We start from the raw sequence: 18,402 nt of genomic DNA on the forward strand, positions 1-18,402 counted from the left end.
AGCGGTGACATGCCGGTAGGCGACATCGAGACCGAGGTCCACTCAAATGTGGATGCCAGCGACGACAACAGTCAGTCCCAAAGCCACAACACCACCACGAACACCAACACCAACACGCATCTCGAGGCCAACACCACCACGGCGGGCAGCCACAACCGGGGCGACGTCAACATCATCACCGGGCCGCTGCCGCCCGGTTCCCGGATCACCGAGCACGGCATCGAGTACGGGCAGACACCGGCGCCGGCGCAGGGCGGCGGTGGCCAGCAGGGCGGTGGCCAGCAGGGCGGTGGCCAGCAGGGCGGCAGCGGGCACCGCGGCGGCGGCGGTGGCGGCGGGTACAACCCCGACTACCTGCGGCTGGGCAGCAGCGGGCGCCGGGTGGAGGTCTGGCAGGAGCAGCTCAACGCGGTGATGCACGTCGGGCTCACCGTCGACGGCTACTTCAACACCAAGACCAAGGAGGCGACGGTCGCCTTCCAGCACGACTGCGGTCTCGGCGCCGACGGCGTCGTGGGCCCGCGGACCAAGGCGGCGATGGAGGAGCGCTACCGCCCCGAGGAGGACCAGCACGACCAGCGCAACCAGCCGTACCACCCGTCGACGCACGGCCAGTTCGACCCGTCCCAGCACGGTGCCTACGACCCCAACGTGCACGGGCAGTTCAACCCGGAATGGCACGGCCAGTACAACCCGTACGTGCACGGGCAGTACGACCCGAACACGCACGGGCAGTACAACCCCAACGTGCACGGCAACTACCACCCCGAATGGCACGGGCAGTACAACCCGAACACGCACGGCAACTACCACCCGGAGTGGCACGGCCAGTACCACCCCGAGACGCACGGGCAGTACCACCCCGAATGGCACGGGCAGTACCACCGGGAGACGCACGGCGAGTACCACCCGCAGACGCACGGCGAGTTCACCCGGGAGACGCACGGAGAGTTCCACCCCGAGTCGCACGGCCGGTTCAACCGCGAGCTGCACGGGGACTTCGACGAGTCCCGGCACGGTGCCTACAACGAGGACCTGCACCGGGAGGACTGACGCGACCGGCGGCGGGGGCCGCTACGCCCCCGCCGGGTTCACCTGCCGCTCGGACTGTTACTCGGCGCCGGGCGGCAGTCCCTCGTAGATGCGCTTGCACTCCGGGCACACCGGCGAGCCCGGCTTGGGCGAGCGGGTCACCGGGAAGACCTCGCCGCACAACGCGACGACCATCGTGCCCATGACCGCGCTCTCGGCGATCTTGTCCTTGCGCACGTAATGGAACATCTTCGGGGTGTCGTCGCCCGTGGTGTCGGTGCCCTCCGGGCGGGTGTCGACGTCCGGACGAGTCTGGGTTTGCGGACTCATCGTCCAATGATGCCGGATCGCCTGTGTCCACCCTTCGTCTCCTGGCAGGATCGGCGCATGTTTCAGAAGGTGATGGCCAGTTTCGGGCAGGGCGGCGCGAAGGTGGACGCCCGGTTGCTCGACCGGAGCGTGCGTCCGGGCGCAACGCTGCACGGTGAGGTGCTGCTCGCCGGCGGCCAGGTCGACCAGGAGGTCGACTCGCTCGGCGTGACCCTGCTGGCCAGGGTGGAGACCGGATCCGGGAACGGCAGCGCCGCCCAGGTCGAGGACCTGCCGTTCCAGACCGTGCAGTTGGCCGGCCGGGAGCTGATCCGGGCCGGCGCCTCGGTCCGGGTGCCGTTCGAGGTGCAGATGCCCTGGGAGACCCCGATCACCACGGTGCTCGGCAAGCACCTGACCGGGATGGCGATCGGTCTGCAGACCAACCTCAACCTGGCCGGCAGCATCGTCGACCCGCAGGACGTGGACGCGGTGCCGATCGAGCCGCTGCCGGCCCAGCACCGGCTGCTGGACGCCCTGTCCCGGCTGGGCTTCCAGTTCAGCCAGGCCGGTCTGGAGAAGAACCGGGTGGCCGGGCTGGACCAGCAGCTGCCGTTCTTCCAGGAGATCCACTTCGCGCCGTCCCGGGCGTTCGCCGGCGTGTTCACCGACCTGGCCGTGACCTTCCTGGCCCGCCCGCAGGACGTACAGGTGGTGCTGGACGTGACCAAGCGGGTCCGGGTGTCCAAGGGTGGCGGACTGAGCGCCCGCGGGCAGTCCTTCCTCGGGTCCTTCACGGTCGAGTACGCCGCCCTGGGCCGGACGCACTGGGAGCAGCACCTCGAGTCCTGCCTGCGCGAGGTGGCCAAACCGCGTGGCATCTTCGACTGAAGCGTCCACTGCGGACCCGGGCGGGGACTACGGGTACACAATGGACCTCGTGGATCCGATCCGGAACGACCCGGTGTCCGGCAAGGACTTCGGCCGGTGATCGTCGCCGGCGAGGTCGCGGCGGCGCTGGCGGCCGGGCGGGCCGTGGTGGCCCTGGAGAGCACGCTGCTCGCGCACGGCCTGCCGAGCGGCCGCAACCGGGCCGCCGCCACCCGGATCGAGGCCACGGTGCGCGCCGCGGGGGCGGTGCCGGCCACGATCGCGGTGCTCGGCGGGCAGGTGCGGATCGGGCTGACCGAGGCCGAGCTGGACCGGGTCTGCGACCCCGGCGCCGATCTGGTCAAGCTGTCCCGGCGGGACCTCGGTCCGGCACTGGCACTGCACCGGGACGGGGCCACCACGGTGGCCAGCACCGCGGCACTGGCCGCGGCGGCCGGCGTCGCGGTGTTCGCCACCGGCGGGCTGGGCGGGGTGCACCTGAGCCCGGGCGGCGCGGCGTCCTGGGACGTCTCGGCGGACCTGGACGTGCTGGCCGCCACGCCGGTGCTGGTGGTCTGCTCCGGCGTCAAGTCCATCCTGGACATCGAGGCCACCGTGGAGGTGCTGGAGACCCGGTCGGTCCCGGTGCTCGGCTACCGCACCGGCACCTTCCCGGCCTTCTACCGCCGGGAGTCGGCGTTCCCGGTGCCGTGGCGGGTGGACACCCCGGCCGAGGCGGCCGTGGTCGCCGCCGCGCACTTCGCCGAGGTGCCCGGCCGGTCCGGTGTGCTGCTGGTCAACCCGGTCCCGGCGGCGCACGAGATGGACGCGCAACTGCACGACCGGCTGCTCGCCGAGGGCATGGCCCTGCTGAACCGGCGCGGGGTCCGCGGCCGGGACGTGACCCCGGTGCTGCTCGAGCACTTCCACACCGCGAGCGGCGGCGCCAGCCTGGCCGCCAACGAGGCGCTCATCCTGGACAACGCCCGGGTGGCCGCCGAGGTGGCGGTGGCGCTGGCTCAGCGCGCGGCGGAGTAGAGCCGGGCCACCACGTCGTCGATCTCCGGCTCGCGCACGGACAGGTCGCGCAGCGGCACCGCCCGGGCGACCTGGGCGACCACTTCCCCGGCGGTGGCACCGGTCAGGGTCAGGGTGACCCGGCGGCCGTCCGCCTCGACCGCGGTGACGGTGGCGCCGGTCAGCCGCAGGCCGTCCGGCCACGGTGCGTCCAGGTCGACCACGACGCTGCGCCGCGACCCGTGGCTCGCGTGCAGCTCCTCGAGGGTGCCGTCGTGCACCACCCGGCCGTGGTCGATCACCACCAGCCTGCGGCAGAGCTTCTCGATGTCGGCCAGGTCGTGCGTGGTGAGCACGATGGTGGTGTCGCCGGTGGCGCCGAGCTGGGCGAGGAAGGCGCGCACGGCCTGCTTGCTGAGCACGTCCAGGCCGATGGTGGGCTCGTCCAGGAACAGCACCTCCGGCCCGTGCAGCAGCGCTGCGGTCAGCTCGCCGCGCATCCGCTGGCCCAGCGACAGCTGCCGCACCGGGGTGTCCAGGAACTCGTCGAGCGCGAGCAGCCCCCGGAACCGGGTCAGCCGGGCGGCGTGGTCGGCGGCCGGCACCCGGTACACGTGCCGCAGCAGCGCGAACGAGTCGGCCAGCGGCAGGTCCCACCACAGCTGTGAGCGCTGCCCGAACACCACGCCGATCCGCCGGGCCAGCCGGGTGCGCTGCGGCACCGGCTCCAGCCCGCACACCCGGACCAGGCCGCCGGACGGGGTGAGCACGCCGGTGAGCATCTTCAGCGTGGTCGACTTCCCGGCGCCGTTGGGCCCGATGTAGCCGAGCAGCTCGCCCCGGTCCACCCGCAGGTCCACCCCGGCGACCGCGGACACCACCCGGCGTTCCCGGCGCAACCGCCCCCTCTTCCGGTGGACGGTGAAGTCCTTCCGTAGTCCCACGGTTTCAATGATCATGATCCAGTACTCCGGTAGTGACGGATTCCGGTGCGCCACAACAGTCCCGCGGCCGCCGCGGCCAGCAGTGCGACCACCGGCGAGCACCAGTGCAGCCAGCCGGGCGTGCCGAGCGGGTCGTCCCGGCCGAGCAGCGCGAGCCCCGGCAGGTAGGAGACGAACGCGAAACCCAGTCCGAACACGAACAGCTTGCGGAACCATTCGCCGTACACCGTGGCCGGGTACGAGGTGAGGTCGCGGCCGCCATAGGTGAACGCGTTGGCGAACTCACCGGACTCGATCCACCAGAACGCCACCGTGGCGCCCGCGACGAACAGGCTGCCGAAGAACACCGCACCGGCCAGCGGCGCGAAGACGGCCAGCAGCACCCGGGCCGGCGTCCAGTCGATCCCGGCCACCGCGAGGGCCAACAGATAGACCACCAGCCCCTGCACCACCCGGCCAACCCGGCGCGGCGCGAAGTCCATGGCCAGCAACTGGGCCATGGCCGACAGCGGCCGGATCAGCACGGTGTCGAACAGGCCGGTGCGCACGTAGTGCCGCAGCCGCTCGATGTTGCCGACGGCAAAGTCGGCTACGGGAAACGCGAACACGGCGAGCCCGGCGAACAGCAGCACCTCGCGCCCGCCGAAGCCGCTCAGCTCACCCCGCACGCCGAACAGCAGGAACACGGTGGCCAGGTCGAGTGCGGTGAGCAGCATGGCGCCCAGCACGTCCAGCAGGAACGACGCGCGGTACTGCGTCTGGGCCCGGATCTGGGCCGTGGCCAGCCGCAGGTACGGGTCAGCCACCCTGCACCACCAGCTTTCGCCAGGCGCGGCGCTGCACCCGGGCGCACACCACCAGCCCGATCGCGAGCCACACGCACTGGTCCAACAGCACCAGCCACGCGTGCCCGGCCCCGCCGCGCTCGACCAGGATGTCCAGCGGGGCCTGCGCCATCGCCGGGAACGGGGTGCCCAGCCACAGCGCGAGCTGCGCCCACCCGGGCAGGATCGGCAGCGGGAAGTACATTCCGCTGCCGGCGCCCCACACAAACACCCACAGCATGGTCAGCCCGCGGATGTCGAGCAGCCAGAAGGCGCTCAGGCCGATCAGGTACCGCGCGCAGAACGCGATCAGCGTGGCGAGCAGGACCGAGACGCCGAACATCGGGTAGGTGATCGGGTCCGCCGGCAGGTAGAGCTCGAAGAACACCAGCCCGGCGGCCACCGGGGCGGTCAGCCGGGTCAGCACGGCGAAGCCCAGCCGGCCGAGGTCGGTGCACAGGTACACGGCGAACGGGCCGAGCGGGCGCAGCAGGTCGGCCACCACGTCCCCGGACCGGACCCGGTCGGCCAGGTCGAGCATGCCCCAGGCGCCCACCACGGCGAGCAGGCCCTGGCTGACCCAGACGAACGTGGCCAGCTGCCGGACGTCGTACCCGGCCAACTCCCCGGCCTCCCCCGCGATGGACAGCAGGACGTAGCAGCGCAGGAAGCCGAACACGATGTTGGTGAACGCGCCGGCCACCGTTGCCTGCCGGTAGGTGGAGTACCGGCGGAAGCCGGCGCCGGCCAGTGCCGCGCAGGTCCGTACCGTGTCCAACCGTGCATCCCCCCGGCGTGGTGGTGGTCGGCGACGCGGCGCTGGATGTGGTCGCCCGGCACACCGGTCCCATCGTGCCCGACGACGACACGCCGGCGCAGGTGCGGCTGTCGATGGGCGGCGCCGCGGCCAACACCGCCGCCTGGCTGGCGCACCTCGGGGTGCCGGCGACGCTGGTGTCCCGGGTCGGCGCCGACCCGGCCGCGCTGCTGCTGCGCCGGGAGCTGACCGCGGCCGGGGTGCGCTGCGCGTTCACCGTCGACGCCGAGTCCCGGACCGGGTGCGTGGTGGTGCTGGTGGACGCCGCCGGCCGGCGCACCATGCTGCCCGACCGCGGCGCCAACGCCCGGCTGCACCCGGCCGATCTGGACCCGGCCGTGCTGGCCGGCGCAAGGCACCTGCACCTGTCCGGCTACGTGCTGGCCGACGCCGGCTCGGCGCCGGCCGGGACCGCCGCGCTGACCGCGGCCCGCCGGGCCGGGCTGACCACCTCGGTGGACCCGCAGGCGGCCAACCTGATCGCCGACCCGGCCGGGTTCGTCGAGCTGATCCGGGGCGTCGACCTGTTCCTGCCCAACGCCGCCGAACTGGCCGTGCTGACCGGCTCGACCGACCCGGCCAGCGCGCGGCGGCTGCTCGACGCGGTCGGCGCGGTGGCGGTCACCGCGGGCCCGGCCGGGGCGAGCTGGGTCGGGCCGGACGTGCTCGAGTCGGTGCCCGCCGAGCCGGCCGCGTGCGTGGACTCCACCGGTGCCGGGGACGCGTTCGACGCCGGGCTCCTCGCGGCGTGGCTGGCCGGAGCGAGTCCGGCGGCGGCGCTGCGGGCCGGGGTCCGGGCCGGGACGCTGGCCGTCGGTGCGGTCGGTGCCCGGCCGGCGGGTCAGCCCTCGATCACCTGATGACCGCCGCTCTCGATCGCCCGGTGGCTGCGCTGGTAGTGGCTCACCCGCTCGGACCGGCGCGGCGGGCGGTCGTTGGCGATCAGCACCGCGATCCACGGCAGCGGGATCGACAGCACCAGGAACCCCAGCGCCAGCCACCAGATCTGGTTGAAGATCAACGCCAGGACCAGGCAGGGCACCCGCATCGCCATCATGGTCATGTACTTGCGCTTGCGCGCGGCGTGCTGGTCATCATGCGACGGTGCCGCCGCAGTGATCAGAACCGGGGTGTCGTCCCGCGGCGAGTCCTTCACGACACCACCTCCGGCACCCATCCTCCCACCGATCCGGCCGCATTGCGCCATCCGGGTACAGCTCGATGGCAGATCGGCGACGAGCAGGTATGAAGGTCACATGACCGTACCCGGGTTCGACACGCGTCTGGACGCGTTCCAGCAGTGGCAGGCGAGCCCGTGGGGCCGGCTGCGGTACACCCTCACCGAGGCGAACCTGTTACGCCATCTGGATTCCGCGCCGCAGCGGGTGCTCGACGTCGCCGGCGGCAACGGGCTGGACGCGGTGCGCCTTGCCGCGCGCGGACACGAGGTCACCGTGCTCGACCCGGCCGGAGCGATGCTCACCAGCGCCAAGGAGCACGCCGACGCCTGCGACGTGGCCGACCGGCTGCACGTGGTGCAGGCGGCCGCGGCGGACGCGCCGGAACTGTTCGGCACCGACGCGTTCGATGTGGTGCTGTGCCACAACTTGTTGCAGTACGTGGAAGATCGCAAGGAAGTGCTGCGCGCGGTGCTGACCCCGCTGCGCCGCAACGGCGTGCTGTCGGTGCTCGCGCCCAACGCCGACTCCGACCCGCTGCGCATCGCGATCCGCGGCCTCGACCCGCGCCGGGCGCTGCGCGAGCTGGACTCGGAGACCTCCTACGTCGACCTGCTCGACCTGGACCTGCCGGCGTGCACGGCGGCCGAGACCATGGGCCACCTGGCCGAGCTGGGTGTGGGGCTGGTCACCCGGTACGGCGTGCGCTGCGTGTGCGACTACATCGCCGACGACGAGATCAAGGAGAACCCGCGGTTCTTCGCGGACCTGGAGCGGCTCGAGCTGGCCCTGTCCGACCGGATGCCCTACCTGCTGACCGCCCGGTTCTTCCACCTCGTCGCGCACCGCTGAGGCGCCCTGCGGCAGCATGACCGCCGTGCGAGCGGTGGTGGCCCGGGTGTCCGAGGCGAGCGTGACGGTCGACGGCGAGGTCGTCGGGGCGATCGACGAGCCGGGTCTGCTGGTGCTGCTCGGGGTGGGCGGCGCGGACGACGCGGCGGCGGCCGGGCGGATGGCGCGCAAGTTGCACGAGCTGCGGATCCTGCGCGACGAGGAATCCTGCGCCACAACGGGTGCGCCGCTACTGGTGGTGAGCCAGTTCACACTCTACGGAGACACGCGCAAGGGCCGGCGCCCGTCCTGGACCGCGGCCGCCCGGCCGGAGCTGGCCGAGCCGCTGCTGGCCGAGTTGATCACCGCGCTGCGCTCGTTCGGCGCGCGGGTGGAGACCGGGCGGTTCGGCGCGATGATGGCCGTGCACAGCGTCAACGACGGTCCGTTCACGGTGCTTGTCGAGGTGTGATCGGCGGCGGCCACACCGTCGGGGTTGGACGCCCGGTTCTCAGGAAAACCTCAGGTAAACCGAGCAACCGGCACCTGGAATGTGACGTCATCCGGAGTGCGGTTCGGGAACGAATCAGGCCCCGTACACGTTCTGGAAGATGTGCGCCGCAAGACGCGCACCAGCCCGCTTCACAAGGGGGAGGGGATATGACGGTCCCACAGCAACGCGAACCGGAATACACCGGCGGCGCCGACCTGGATGCCCAGGGCCCGGCCGCCGATTTGGTTCGGGTCTACCTCAATGGTATCGGACGCACGGCACTGCTCACCGCCGAAGATGAGGTCGAGCTGGCCAAGCGCATCGAGGCGGGCGTGTTCGCGCAGCACATGCTGGAGACCGCCGACCGGCTGTCGTCGGCCCGGCGGGCCGAGCTGAAGGCGCTCGTCGCCGACGGCGTGCGGGCCAAGAACCACCTGCTGGAGGCCAACCTGCGGCTGGTCGTGTCGCTGGCCAAGCGCTACACCGGACGCGGAATGCCGCTGCTCGACCTGATCCAGGAGGGCAACCTCGGGCTGATCCGCGCGGTGGAGAAGTTCGACTACACCAAGGGCTTCAAGTTCTCCACCTACGCCACCTGGTGGATCCGCCAGGCGATCACCCGCGGCATGGCCGACCAGAGCCGAACCATCCGGCTGCCGGTCCACCTCGTGGAACAGGTCAACAAGCTGGCCCGGATCAAGCGGGACATGCACCAGCAGATGGGTCGGGAAGCCACCACCGAGGAGCTGGCCAACGAGGCCGGGCTGACCCCGGAAAAGGTCGCTGACCTGCTCGACCACGCCCGCGACCCGGTCAGCCTCGACATGCCGGTCGGCTCGGAGGAGGACGCCCCGCTCGGCGACTTCATCGAGGACGGCGAGGCGGCCGACGCGGAGTCCGCGGTGATCTCCGGACTGCTGCAGGACGATCTTCGGCGGGTGCTGGCCACGCTCGAGGAGCGCGAGCAGTCGGTGATCCGGCTGCGCTACGGGCTCGACGACGGCCAACCCCGCACGCTCGACCAGATCGGCAAGACCTTCGGGCTGTCCCGGGAGCGGGTCCGGCAGATCGAGCGTGAGGTCATGGCCAAGCTGCGGCAGGGCGAGCGGGCCGAACGGCTGCGGGCATACGCAAGCTGATCAGCGAATCAAAGCAACCTTTCGCTCCGTCACCGCGTCTTTACGGTGCAGGCATTGACATGTGACCGATGTCACGGCAGCGTCAACGCCACCTGGACCACGCGACGCGGGCGACGAACCGTGCTCGCACCCCACGGGAGGTCGGGACGGCCGGGGGCCGTCTCGGCCTCTCGGCCTTTTCTGTAGCGTCCATCGGGTGACCGCATTCCAGTACGTGGACGTACTTCCGCTCGGCCCGGACACGCAGACCGACTACCGGCTGGTCACGCCGGACGGCGTGCGCACCGTGACGGCGGCCGGGCGCACGTTCCTCGAGGTCGACCCGGAGGCGATCACCCACCTGGCCCGGGAGGCCGTCGCGGACATCCAGCACCTGCTGCGGCCGACGCATCTGGCTCAGCTGCGCGCGATCGTGGACGACCCGGAGGCCAGCGCCAACGACCGGTTCGTGGCCACCGACCTGCTGCGCAACGCCTGCATCTCGGCCGGCGGCGTGCTGCCGATGTGCCAGGACACCGGAACCGCGATCGTGATCGGCAAGCGCACCGAGGGCGTGCTCACCGGCGGCCGCGACGAGGAGGCGTTGACCCGCGGCGTGTTCCAGGCCTACCAGGAGTTGAACCTGCGCTACTCCCAACTCGCCCCGGTGACCTTCTGGGACGAGCGCAACACCGGCACCAACCTGCCCGCCCAGATCGAGCTGTACGCCGCGCCCGGCACCGATCCCCGCTACGACTTCCTGTTCCTGGCCAAGGGTGGCGGCAGCGCCAACAAGACGTTCCTGTACCAGGAGACCAAGGCGCTGCTCAACCCCACCCGGCTGGCCCGGTTCCTGGACGAGAAGCTGCGCTCGCTCGGCACCGCCGCCTGCCCGCCGTACCACCTGGCGATCGTGATCGGGGGCCTGTCCGCCGAGCACACCCTCAAGGTCGCCAAGCTCGCCTCGGCCCGCTACCTGGACCAGCTCCCGCTGGCCGGATCGCCGGCCGGGCACGCCTTCCGCGACGTCGACCTCGAACAGCAGGTGCTCGCCATGACCCGCGAGTTCGGCATCGGCGCGCAGTTCGGCGGCAAGTACTTCTGCCACGACGTCCGGGTCATCCGGCTGCCCCGGCACGGCGCCTCCTGCCCGGTCGGCATCGCGGTGTCCTGCTCCGCCGACCGCCAGGCCAAAGCCAAGATCACCCCGGACGGGGTGTTCCTGGAGCAGTTGGAGCGCGACCCCGCCCGGTTCCTTCCCGACGTGACCGGCGACGACCTGTCCGGCGAGGTCGTCCACCTCGATCTGACCCGCCCGATGGCCGAGATCCGCGCCACCCTCGCCGCGCTTCCGGTCCGGACCCGGCTGTCCCTGTCCGGTCCCCTCGTCGTCGCCAGGGACATCGCCCACGCGAAGATCAAGGAGCGGCTCGACGCCGGCGAGCCCATGCCGCGGTACCTGCGTGACCACCCCGTCTACTACGCCGGTCCGGCCAAGACCCCGGACGGCTACGCCTCGGGTTCCTTCGGCCCCACCACCGCCGGCCGGATGGACTCCTACGTCGACCAGTTCCAGGCCGCCGGCGGCTCCCTGGTCATGCTCGCCAAGGGCAACCGGTCCCGCCAGGTCACCGAGGCGTGCGCCCGGCACGGCGGGTTCTACCTCGGCTCCATCGGCGGCCCCGCCGCCCGGCTGGCCCAGGACTGCATCCGCAAGGTCGAGGTGCTCGAGTACCCCGAGCTGGGCATGGAAGCCATCTGGCGGATCGAGGTCACCGACTTCCCCGCCTTCGTCGTGGTCGACGACAAGGGCACCGACTTCTTCGCCGACACCTCGGTCCCCACGCTGCAGATCAGCTTCCGCCGCTGAGCGGGGACGGTCAGTAGGTCTCCTGCTCGGTGACGATCACCTTGCGGTTGCCGAGGGGAGCCTTGAGCTGGACGGTGACCGGGACCGGGGTGAGGACCTGGGTGCAGGCCTGGTCGACCGGGCCGCCCTGGGGTGCCGGCATCGGGACCAGCACGATCCGGACCACCTCGGCGGACTCCTCGGTGATCTTGCCCGTCACGCGCGAGCACGAGTCCCTCGCCATCCCCCAGACCGTGACCGAGTTGCCGTCCGGCGCGACCACGACCTCCTTCTTGTCGTAGTACGGCGGCAGGCCGCCGAGGTCCGCCTGGTTCTCGGGCAGCACGACCCCTCCTTCCGGTGGTGGAGCCGGCTTGCCCGGCTCCGGCACGGGCAGGTCGCTGGGCTGGCCGGGTGGCAGACCCGACGGGAGTTGGGAGGCCGACGCCGACTCCGACGATGACCCGGGCTGGCCGGCCGAGGCCCCCGACTCCTGGTCGGAACCGCAGCCGGCGACCATCAGCAGCAGGGTGGCCGCTCCGACGATGACGCGCATTGCCCTCATGTTTCCTGGACGGTACTCGCTCGGTCACCGGTTGCACGCCTAGAGTTGATCTATGTATGTGGTGGAGCTGGCATTCGATGGCAACCCGGCCCGGCTGCAGGCCCGGCCGGCGCACCGCGAGGTGCTCAAGGAGCTGCGGGAACGCGGCGTGGTGGTGATGGCCGGACCGTGGGCCGACGACTCCGGGGCGCTGCTGATCGTGGACATCGACAGCGCCGAGGAACTGGAGCGGCTGCTGGACGACGACCCGTACTACCGGGCGCCGGGGGTGACGATCACCAGCAAGCGGCAGTGGGCGCCGGTCATTCGGTGAGCGGCAGCAGGACCCGGAACGTGCTGCCGACGCCGGGCCGGCTGTGCAGGTCGATGCGGCCGCCGTGCGCCGCGACGATGGCCGCGGTGATGGCCAGGCCGAGGCCGGTGCCGCCGCTGCGGCGCGAGCGGGCCGCGTCCACCCGGTAGAACCGGTCGAACACCAGCGGCGCCGCCTCGGCCGGGATGCCCTCACCGCGGTCGCGCACTTCCAGCACCGCCGCCTCGACCGGGCCGTCGCGCAGCGCGCCGGCCGAGGCCACGGGCCGCCCCGCGGCGCCGCGCCCGGCCGAAACGGTCACCGTGACCGGGGTGCCGGGCGGCGTGTGGGTCACCGCGTTGGTCACCAGGTTCATGGTCACCTGGCGCAGCCGGTGCTCGTCGCCGGTCACCCGCACCGGGCCGTCCGGGGTCTCCAGCCGCACCGGCCGGTCCGGGTCCCGGGCGCTGACGTCGTGCACGGCGTCGGCGGCCAGCACCACCAGATCCACCTCCTCGGCCTCGAGCGCGCGTTGCTCGTCCAGCCGAGCCAGCAGCAGCAGGTCGTCGACCAGCCGGCCCATCCGGACCGCCTCCTCCTCGATCCGGCCCATCAGTCTGTCCACATCGGACTCCGCGGTGGCGCCGCCGCGCCGGTACAGCTCGGCGAACCCGCGGATCGACGTGAGCGGGGTGCGCAGCTCGTGCGAGGCGTCCGCGACGAACCGGCGCATCCGCGCCTCGGAGCGCTCGCGCTGGCGCACCGCCATGCTCAGCCGCCCGATCATCGTGTTCAGCGCCCGGCCAAGCCGGCCGGTCTCGGTGCGCGCGTCGGTCTCCGGCACCCGCTGATCGAGATCGCCGCCGGCGATCGCCGCCGCGGTCTGCTCCATCCTGGTCAACGGCCGCAACCCCAGGCGCACCACCGAGAACCCGACCGAACCGAGCATGACCAGCAGCAGCGACCCAGCCACCACCTCGATCACGACCAGCTGCCGGGTGGTCGACTCGACGGTCGCCAGCGACATGGCCACCGCGGTGAACCCGTCCCCGTCCGGCACCACCCGCACCCGCCAGGACGGCCCGCCGGCCCGGTCGGCGACGGTGACCGGCTGGCGGCTCCTGGCCTGCGCCGAGGCCTGGTCGATGGCGGGCAGCCGCGGCCCGCCGGACTCGCCGGCATCCTGCCCGAACATGTCGACCGGCTGGCCGGCTCCGGTGTACACGGCGATCCGGTAGTCGGTCGGCAGGCTCACCCGGCCCGGTCCCGGCGGCGGCTGCGCCCGGCGCGCCATCCCCGGCCGGGTGGACAGCTCGCCGAGTTGCTGGTCCACCCGGTCCAGCTGGGACTTGCGGATCAGCAGCACGCTGGCCACCCCGAACCCGCCGAGCGCGACCGTGGCGAGCACCAGCAGCGCGGCCACCAGCCGGGCCCGCAGCGTCCACCTGCGCCCCTCAGGAGTCGTCACGGGGCAACCGGAGCGAGTAGCCGACGCCGCGCACGGTCTGGATCAGCGGCGGTCCCACCGTGTCGATCTTGCGGCGCAGATAGCTGATGTAGGACTCCACGATCCGGCCGTCGCCGCTGAAGTCGTAGTGCCACACCCGGTCCAGGATCTGCGCCTTGCTGACCACCTTCTCCGCGTTGACCATCAGGTAGCGCAGCAGGTTGAACTCGGTGGGCGACAGGGTGACCAGCCGGCCGGCCCGGGACACCTGGTGGGCGTCCTCGTCCAGCTCCAGGTCGGCGTAGCCGAGCACCCCGGGCGCCGGCGCCGCCGCCGGGCGACCGTCCTGGGTGCGCCGCAGGATCGCCCGCAGCCGCAGCACCAGCTCCTCGAGGCTGAACGGCTTGGTCACGTAGTCGTCGCCGCCCGCGGTGAGCCCGGCGATCCGGTCGGCCAGCGCGTCCCGGGCGGTGAGGAACAGCACCGGCAGGCGCTCGTGCACGCCGCGCAGCATCCGGGCGACCTCGAAGCCGTCGAAGTCGGGCAGCATCACATCCAGCACCACGATGTCCGGCCGGTGCTCACGCGCCGCCGCCACCGCGGCGGCCCCGCTGTCCGCCGAGACGACGCCGAACCCGCTCAGCCGCAGGGCCGCGGAGAGCAGCTCCAGGATGTTGGGCTCGTCGTCGACCACCAGGACCAGGGCCCGGTCCACCGTGTCCACAGTGGCCAGGATGACCCGGCAAACTGTGAGTTGCCTGGGAGGAACCTGGGAGCTAGCCCTGGGTCGCGCCGAGCAACTGGTAGACCGGGAACTTGGCGGTCAGCAGCCGGTCCTCCGGCCGGTCCCGCAGCCGCCGCCACAGCCACGGCCCGGCCGAGCGGACGAACCAGCGCAGCTGCTCGCGCAGCCGGTCCTCGGTGGCCACGTCGATCACCGGACGGGCCACCACCACGCCGGAGCGCTCCCCGGTGAGCAGCTCGAGGAACTCGTCGGCGACCAGCTGGTGGCCGTACGGGCCCGGGTGCAGCCGGTCGTCGCTCCAGCCGGCGATGTCGCGCACCGCCCGGTCGGCGAGGTCGGCGCACACCGCGCCGTACCGCTGGGCCGCGCCGCGGACGTGGTCGTTGAACCGGCCCAGCCGGTCGGCGAACCGCCGGCGCAGCACGGCCGGCAGCGGCACCACCGAACCCGGGTTGGGCAGGGTGGCGGTGAGCACCACGGCTCCGGACCCGGCGACCCGGACCAGCAGGTGGTCGAACTGCGCGCACACCCGGGGCAGGTTGACCGCCGGGCGGATCAGGTCGTTCATTCCGACGATCACGCTGACCAGGTCCGGCGCAAGGGCCAGCGCCGGGCCCAGCTGGTCGGCCAGCACGTCGGCGGTCAGCCGGCCGCGCACGGCCAGGTTGGCGTAGCGCAGCGTGCCCTGCCGGCGGGCGATCTCCTCGGCGAACCGGTCGGCCCAGCCGCGCGGCGCGCCGGTGGCGTCGAAGTCACCGATGCCCTCGGTGAGGCTGTCCCCCAGCGCGACGAACTGTGTCCACCTGCCGTTCACCTACGCCACGGTACTTGCCGATCAGGTTTGCCCCGGCAGGGTGCGCAGCCGGCGCGGGCCGGTGTCCCCGCGGGACGGCGGGCCGACCGTGATCCGCGCGCCGGTGACGAACGCCCCCTGCGCCGAGACGAGGATCGGCTCGAGGGACAGCCACCGCACCTGCGGCAGGTCCTCGGCGATGGCGTTCACCCGGTACACCAGGTCGGTCAGCGCGGCCAGGTCGGCCGGCTCGGCGCCGGCGTAGCCGGTGAGCAGCGGGGCCGCCTTCGGTGCCAGGAGCAGCGCGGCGGCGTCCGCGTCGGTGACCGGGACCGCCCGGTAGGCCCGGTCGCCGAGCAGGTCGCTGAGCACGCCGGACAGTCCGAACGAGACCAGGGTGCCGAACGACGGGTCGTCCTGCAGGCCGATGCCACAGGCGATCCCCTTGGGCGCCATGCGTTGCACGTACACCTCGGCCGTGCCGGACAGCTCGGCCAGGTCGGTGTACGCGGCCCGGACCGCGTCCGCGGTGGCCACGTCCAGCCGCACCCCGGCCAGGTCGGTGCGGCGCCAGAACCGCTCCCCGGTCGCCTTCACGGCCACCGGAAGGCCCAGCCGCTCGGCCGCGGCCACCGCGTCCTCGGCGCCGGCCACCCGGCGGTACGGCACGATCGTGATGCCGTAACAGGCGAGCAGCCGGCGCACCGTCTCGTCGTCCAGCTCGGCCGGCCGGTCGCCGACCGGCTCGAGCAGCGTCGCCGCCGTCTTCGGGTCGACGCCGGCCGGGCGGACCGGGCTGCCCTGCGGGGCCGCGCGCCACAGGGCGTACCGGGTGACCTGGCCAAGCGCCAGCGCCGCGCGCTCCGGGCTGGGATACGACGGGATCCCCAGGTTCTCCGGAATCCCTTCCACGGCAAGAAAAGTGGAGGCGATCGGCTTGTGCCGGCTCTCCTCGAGCCCGGCCACCGCGGCGCGTACCGCGTCGGCGTATGCGGTGCCCGGCACGGCCAGCGGCGGCACGAACACCACGATCAGCGCGTCCACATCGGTGCGGCGTAACGACTCCGCGACGGCGGCGGCGAACGTCGCCGGGCCGGCGGCGGCCCCGACGTCCACCGGATCGCCGGCCAGTTCGAGGCCGTAGCCCAGTGCGGCGTCCGCCACCAGCAACCCGATCGCCGAGGAGTTGCCGACCACCGCGATCCGCCGCCCGCGCGGCAGCGGCTGGTGGGTGAGCAGCAGCGCCACGTCGAACAGTTGGGCCAGGGTCTCCACCCGGATCAGGCCGGTCTGCTCGAACAGCGCCTGCACGCCGACCTCGTCCACCGGCACCGAGGTGGCGGCCAGCGCCGGCACCACCGCGTTGCGCCCGGACTTCACCGCCACGATCGGCTTGACCCGGGCCAGCCTCCGGACCAGCCGGGCGAACTTGCGCGGGTTGCCGAAGCTCTCCAGGTACAGCAGCACCACGTCGGTGTCCGGGTCGGTCTCCCAGTACTGCAACAGGTCGTTGCCGGACACGTCGGCCCGGTTGCCGGCCGAGACGAACGTGGACAGGCCCAGACCACGGTCCTCGGCGTCGGCCAGGATGGCCGTGCCGAGCGCCCCGGACTGGCAGAAGAACCCGGCCCGGCCGCGGCGCGGCAGCCGTGGTGCCAGCGTCGCGTTCAACCGCACCGCGGGATGCGTGTTCAGCACGCCGAGCGCGTTCGGCCCGACCACCCGCATGCCGTGCGCCCGGGCCGCGCCGACCAGCGCCCGCTCGGCGTCCAGACCCTGCCCGCCGGTCTCGCCGAACCCGGCCGAGACCACCACAAGCGCCCGCACCCCCTTGGCCAGGCAGGCGTCCAGCACCTCCTCCACGCTGCCGGCCGGCACCGCGACCACGGCCAGGTCCACCGGGTCGGGGATGTCCAGCACGGTCGGATAGGCGCGCACGCCGCGCACCGAGCCGCGCTCGGCGTTGACCGGGAACACCGGCCCGGCGAAGTTCGCCGCCAGCAGGTGCTCGAGCACCGCATAACCGATCTTGGTCGGATCCGCCGACGCGCCGATCACCGCCACCGAGCGCGGATGCAGCAGGTTGTGCACGCTGCGCGCCTCCGCGGACTGCTCCCGCGACCGGGCCACCACCACCGACTCCTCGGTCGCCTCGATGGCGAACTCGAGGTGCACCACGCCCTCCTCCAGCCCGCTGCGCACCTGGTAGCCGGCATCCCGGAAGACGTGGATCATGCCGCCGTTCTCGGCGAGCACGTCGGCGACGAACCGGCCGATCCCGCGCTCCCGGGCCGCGGCCGCCAGGTGCTCGAGCAGGATCGAGCCCAGGCCGCGCTTCTGGTGTTCGTCCTGGACGGTGAACGCCACCTCGGCCGAGCCGGTCTCGCCGATCCGCTCGTACCGGCCGACCGCCACGATGTCGTGGCCCAGCAACGCGATCAGCGCCACCCGGCCGTGGTGGTCCACGGTGGTGAACCGCTCCAGGTCGCGCTGCGGGATCCGCGGGTACGGCCCGAAGTAGCGCAGGTACCTGGTCCGGTCGGAGAGCCGGGCGTGGAAGGCCACCAGCGCGTCCGCGTCGCTGGGCACGATCGGTCGCAAGTGGACGGTGCCGCCGTCGCTCAACACGACGTCGGCCTCCCAGCCCTTCGGGTAGTCGTACGGGTCGCTAGTCCCTCGGGTCATCGGGATCCAAGCCGTGCGAGGGAAAGACGGCGCGCCGGGTGTCCCGGACGGCGGTGTCCACCCGGTCGTCGGAGGACGGGTCCCACGGGTCGAACCCGGTTTCCTTGCCGTCGCTCATGGTCGGCGGCAGCTCGGCGGACGGGGCCAGGCGCAGCACCCGGGAGGTCCACTCGGTGGGCAGCCGGGTGTCCGGCTCGACGTCCCGGTCCAGCATGGTGGCCAGCAGATGGGTCCAGGACCGGGGCACCACCCGGAGCAGTTGGTAGCCGCCACCGCCGGCCGCGAGCCACCGGCCGCCGGTGTGTTGCTCGGCCAGGTCGCGCAGGGTCTGGTAGATCGCCCGGTGCCCGTCCACCGACAGGGACAGCTCGGCCAGCGGGTCCTCGTCGTGGGTGTCCACACCGCACTGGCTGACCAGGATCTGCGGCCGGAACGCGGTCAGCAGCGAGGGCACCACCGCGTGGAAGGCCGACAGCCAGCGGCTGTCGTCGGTGTGCGGCGGCAGCGCCACGTTGACCGACATCCCGCGCGCCCGCTCACCGCCCAGTTCGGCCGGGAACCCGGTGCCGGGGAACAGGGTCGCCGGGTGCTGG

19 protein-coding genes and 1 pseudogene are annotated in these 18,402 nt (G+C 72.6%); 9 read left to right on the forward strand and 11 right to left on the reverse strand.

Going from position 1 to position 18,402, the window contains the following annotated elements:
* The first annotated feature begins 9 nt into the window (after window positions 1-9).
* A complete protein-coding gene (locus VFV67_RS04570) occupies window positions 10-1,053 on the forward strand; it encodes a peptidoglycan-binding domain-containing protein (RefSeq protein WP_326467448.1) in 1,044 nt (347 codons plus the stop codon).
* A gap of 57 nt (window positions 1,054-1,110) precedes the next feature.
* On the opposite strand, the gene VFV67_RS04575 is transcribed toward VFV67_RS04570, so the two are convergent.
* A complete protein-coding gene (locus tag VFV67_RS04575; protein ID WP_326467449.1) occupies window positions 1,111-1,362 on the reverse strand; it encodes a DUF3039 domain-containing protein in 252 nt (83 codons plus the stop codon).
* Window positions 1,363-1,419: 57 nt separating this feature from the next.
* On the opposite strand from VFV67_RS04575, the gene VFV67_RS04580 reads away from it, so the two are divergent.
* A complete protein-coding gene (locus VFV67_RS04580) occupies window positions 1,420-2,232 on the forward strand; it encodes a sporulation protein (protein ID WP_326467450.1) in 813 nt (270 codons plus the stop codon).
* Between the two features lie 96 nt (window positions 2,233-2,328).
* Window positions 2,329-3,249: a pseudouridine-5'-phosphate glycosidase gene (locus tag VFV67_RS04585; protein ID WP_326467451.1), complete on the forward strand. Its 921-nt coding sequence runs from the start codon at window positions 2,329-2,331 to the stop codon at window positions 3,247-3,249.
* On the opposite strand, the gene VFV67_RS04590 is transcribed toward VFV67_RS04585, so the two are convergent.
* The 3 genes from VFV67_RS04590 to VFV67_RS04600 are packed head-to-tail and all read right to left on the reverse strand — an operon-like array spanning window position 3,231 to window position 5,774.
* Window positions 3,231-4,172 (reverse strand): ABC transporter ATP-binding protein, encoded by a 942-nt coding sequence (locus VFV67_RS04590; RefSeq protein ID WP_326467452.1) that lies wholly within the window; start codon window positions 4,170-4,172, stop codon window positions 3,231-3,233. The genes VFV67_RS04585 and VFV67_RS04590 overlap by 19 nt on opposite strands.
* Window positions 4,173-4,183: 11 nt before the next feature.
* Window positions 4,184-4,978 carry an ABC transporter permease gene (locus VFV67_RS04595; RefSeq protein ID WP_326467454.1) on the reverse strand — a complete coding sequence of 265 codons (795 nt, stop codon included), beginning with the start codon at window positions 4,976-4,978 and terminating at the stop codon, window positions 4,184-4,186.
* Window positions 4,971-5,774: an ABC transporter permease gene (locus tag VFV67_RS04600; RefSeq protein WP_326467456.1), complete on the reverse strand. Its 804-nt coding sequence runs from the start codon at window positions 5,772-5,774 to the stop codon at window positions 4,971-4,973. Before VFV67_RS04600 ends, VFV67_RS04595 begins: the two co-directional genes overlap by 8 nt.
* A gap of 2 nt (window positions 5,775-5,776) precedes the next feature.
* On the opposite strand from VFV67_RS04600, the gene VFV67_RS04605 reads away from it, so the two are divergent.
* Window positions 5,777-6,673, forward strand: a complete 897-nt coding sequence (locus VFV67_RS04605) for a carbohydrate kinase family protein (RefSeq protein WP_326467458.1) — start codon at window positions 5,777-5,779, stop codon at window positions 6,671-6,673.
* Here VFV67_RS04605 and VFV67_RS04610 read toward each other — a convergent pair.
* Window positions 6,655-6,990 (reverse strand): DUF3099 domain-containing protein, encoded by a 336-nt coding sequence (locus VFV67_RS04610; protein ID WP_326467459.1) that lies wholly within the window; start codon window positions 6,988-6,990, stop codon window positions 6,655-6,657. The two genes, VFV67_RS04605 and VFV67_RS04610, sit on opposite strands and share 19 nt — an antisense overlap.
* A gap of 79 nt (window positions 6,991-7,069) precedes the next feature.
* On the opposite strand from VFV67_RS04610, the gene VFV67_RS04615 reads away from it, so the two are divergent.
* The 4 genes from VFV67_RS04615 (at window position 7,070) to VFV67_RS04630 (ending at window position 11,303) form a co-directional block, all read left to right on the forward strand.
* Window positions 7,070-7,843: a methyltransferase domain-containing protein gene (locus tag VFV67_RS04615; RefSeq protein ID WP_326467461.1), complete on the forward strand. Its 774-nt coding sequence runs from the start codon at window positions 7,070-7,072 to the stop codon at window positions 7,841-7,843.
* 25 nt (window positions 7,844-7,868) lie between these two features.
* Complete coding sequence (gene dtd / locus VFV67_RS04620) at window positions 7,869-8,294, forward strand: D-aminoacyl-tRNA deacylase (RefSeq protein ID WP_326467473.1); 426 nt, start codon at window positions 7,869-7,871, stop codon at window positions 8,292-8,294.
* A gap of 188 nt (window positions 8,295-8,482) precedes the next feature.
* On the forward strand, window positions 8,483-9,454 hold the full coding sequence (locus tag VFV67_RS04625) for a sigma-70 family RNA polymerase sigma factor (RefSeq protein ID WP_326467463.1): 972 nt from the start codon (window positions 8,483-8,485) through the stop codon (window positions 9,452-9,454).
* Between the two features lie 196 nt (window positions 9,455-9,650).
* A complete protein-coding gene (locus VFV67_RS04630) occupies window positions 9,651-11,303 on the forward strand; it encodes a fumarate hydratase (RefSeq protein ID WP_326467464.1) in 1,653 nt (550 codons plus the stop codon).
* A 10-nt stretch (window positions 11,304-11,313) separates the two neighbouring features.
* Here VFV67_RS04630 and VFV67_RS04635 read toward each other — a convergent pair whose 3' ends face one another.
* Window positions 11,314-11,847 carry a hypothetical protein gene (locus VFV67_RS04635; RefSeq protein WP_326467465.1) on the reverse strand — a complete coding sequence of 178 codons (534 nt, stop codon included), beginning with the start codon at window positions 11,845-11,847 and terminating at the stop codon, window positions 11,314-11,316.
* Between the two features lie 52 nt (window positions 11,848-11,899).
* Between VFV67_RS04635 and VFV67_RS04640 the strand changes: the two genes are divergently transcribed.
* Window positions 11,900-12,160 carry a YciI family protein gene (locus VFV67_RS04640; RefSeq protein WP_326467466.1) on the forward strand — a complete coding sequence of 87 codons (261 nt, stop codon included), beginning with the start codon at window positions 11,900-11,902 and terminating at the stop codon, window positions 12,158-12,160.
* On the opposite strand, the gene VFV67_RS04645 is transcribed toward VFV67_RS04640, so the two are convergent.
* From VFV67_RS04645 to VFV67_RS04665, 5 genes and pseudogenes are all read right to left on the reverse strand, one after another.
* The gene (locus VFV67_RS04645; RefSeq protein ID WP_326467467.1) at window positions 12,150-13,607 is read right to left on the reverse strand and encodes a sensor histidine kinase; all 1,458 of its coding nucleotides are present in this window, start codon (window positions 13,605-13,607) and stop codon (window positions 12,150-12,152) included. The two genes, VFV67_RS04640 and VFV67_RS04645, sit on opposite strands and share 11 nt — an antisense overlap.
* On the reverse strand, window positions 13,594-14,319 hold the full coding sequence (locus VFV67_RS04650) for a response regulator transcription factor (RefSeq protein WP_414636173.1): 726 nt from the start codon (window positions 14,317-14,319) through the stop codon (window positions 13,594-13,596). The genes VFV67_RS04645 and VFV67_RS04650 overlap by 14 nt, the downstream gene beginning before the upstream one ends.
* A gap of 43 nt (window positions 14,320-14,362) precedes the next feature.
* A complete protein-coding gene (locus VFV67_RS04655; protein ID WP_326467470.1) occupies window positions 14,363-15,145 on the reverse strand; it encodes an SGNH/GDSL hydrolase family protein in 783 nt (260 codons plus the stop codon).
* 21 nt (window positions 15,146-15,166) lie between these two features.
* A complete protein-coding gene (locus tag VFV67_RS04660; protein WP_326467471.1) occupies window positions 15,167-17,809 on the reverse strand; it encodes a GNAT family N-acetyltransferase in 2,643 nt (880 codons plus the stop codon).
* A pseudogene (locus VFV67_RS04665) lies at window positions 17,793-18,402 on the reverse strand (acetoin utilization protein AcuC); the annotation flags it as partial. The gene VFV67_RS04660 and the pseudogene VFV67_RS04665, both read right to left, overlap by 17 nt.

It is taken from the genome of Actinophytocola sp. (genome assembly GCF_035762905.1).
In the GTDB taxonomy this organism is placed as follows: Bacteria; Actinomycetota; Actinomycetes; order Mycobacteriales; family Pseudonocardiaceae; genus DASYTH01.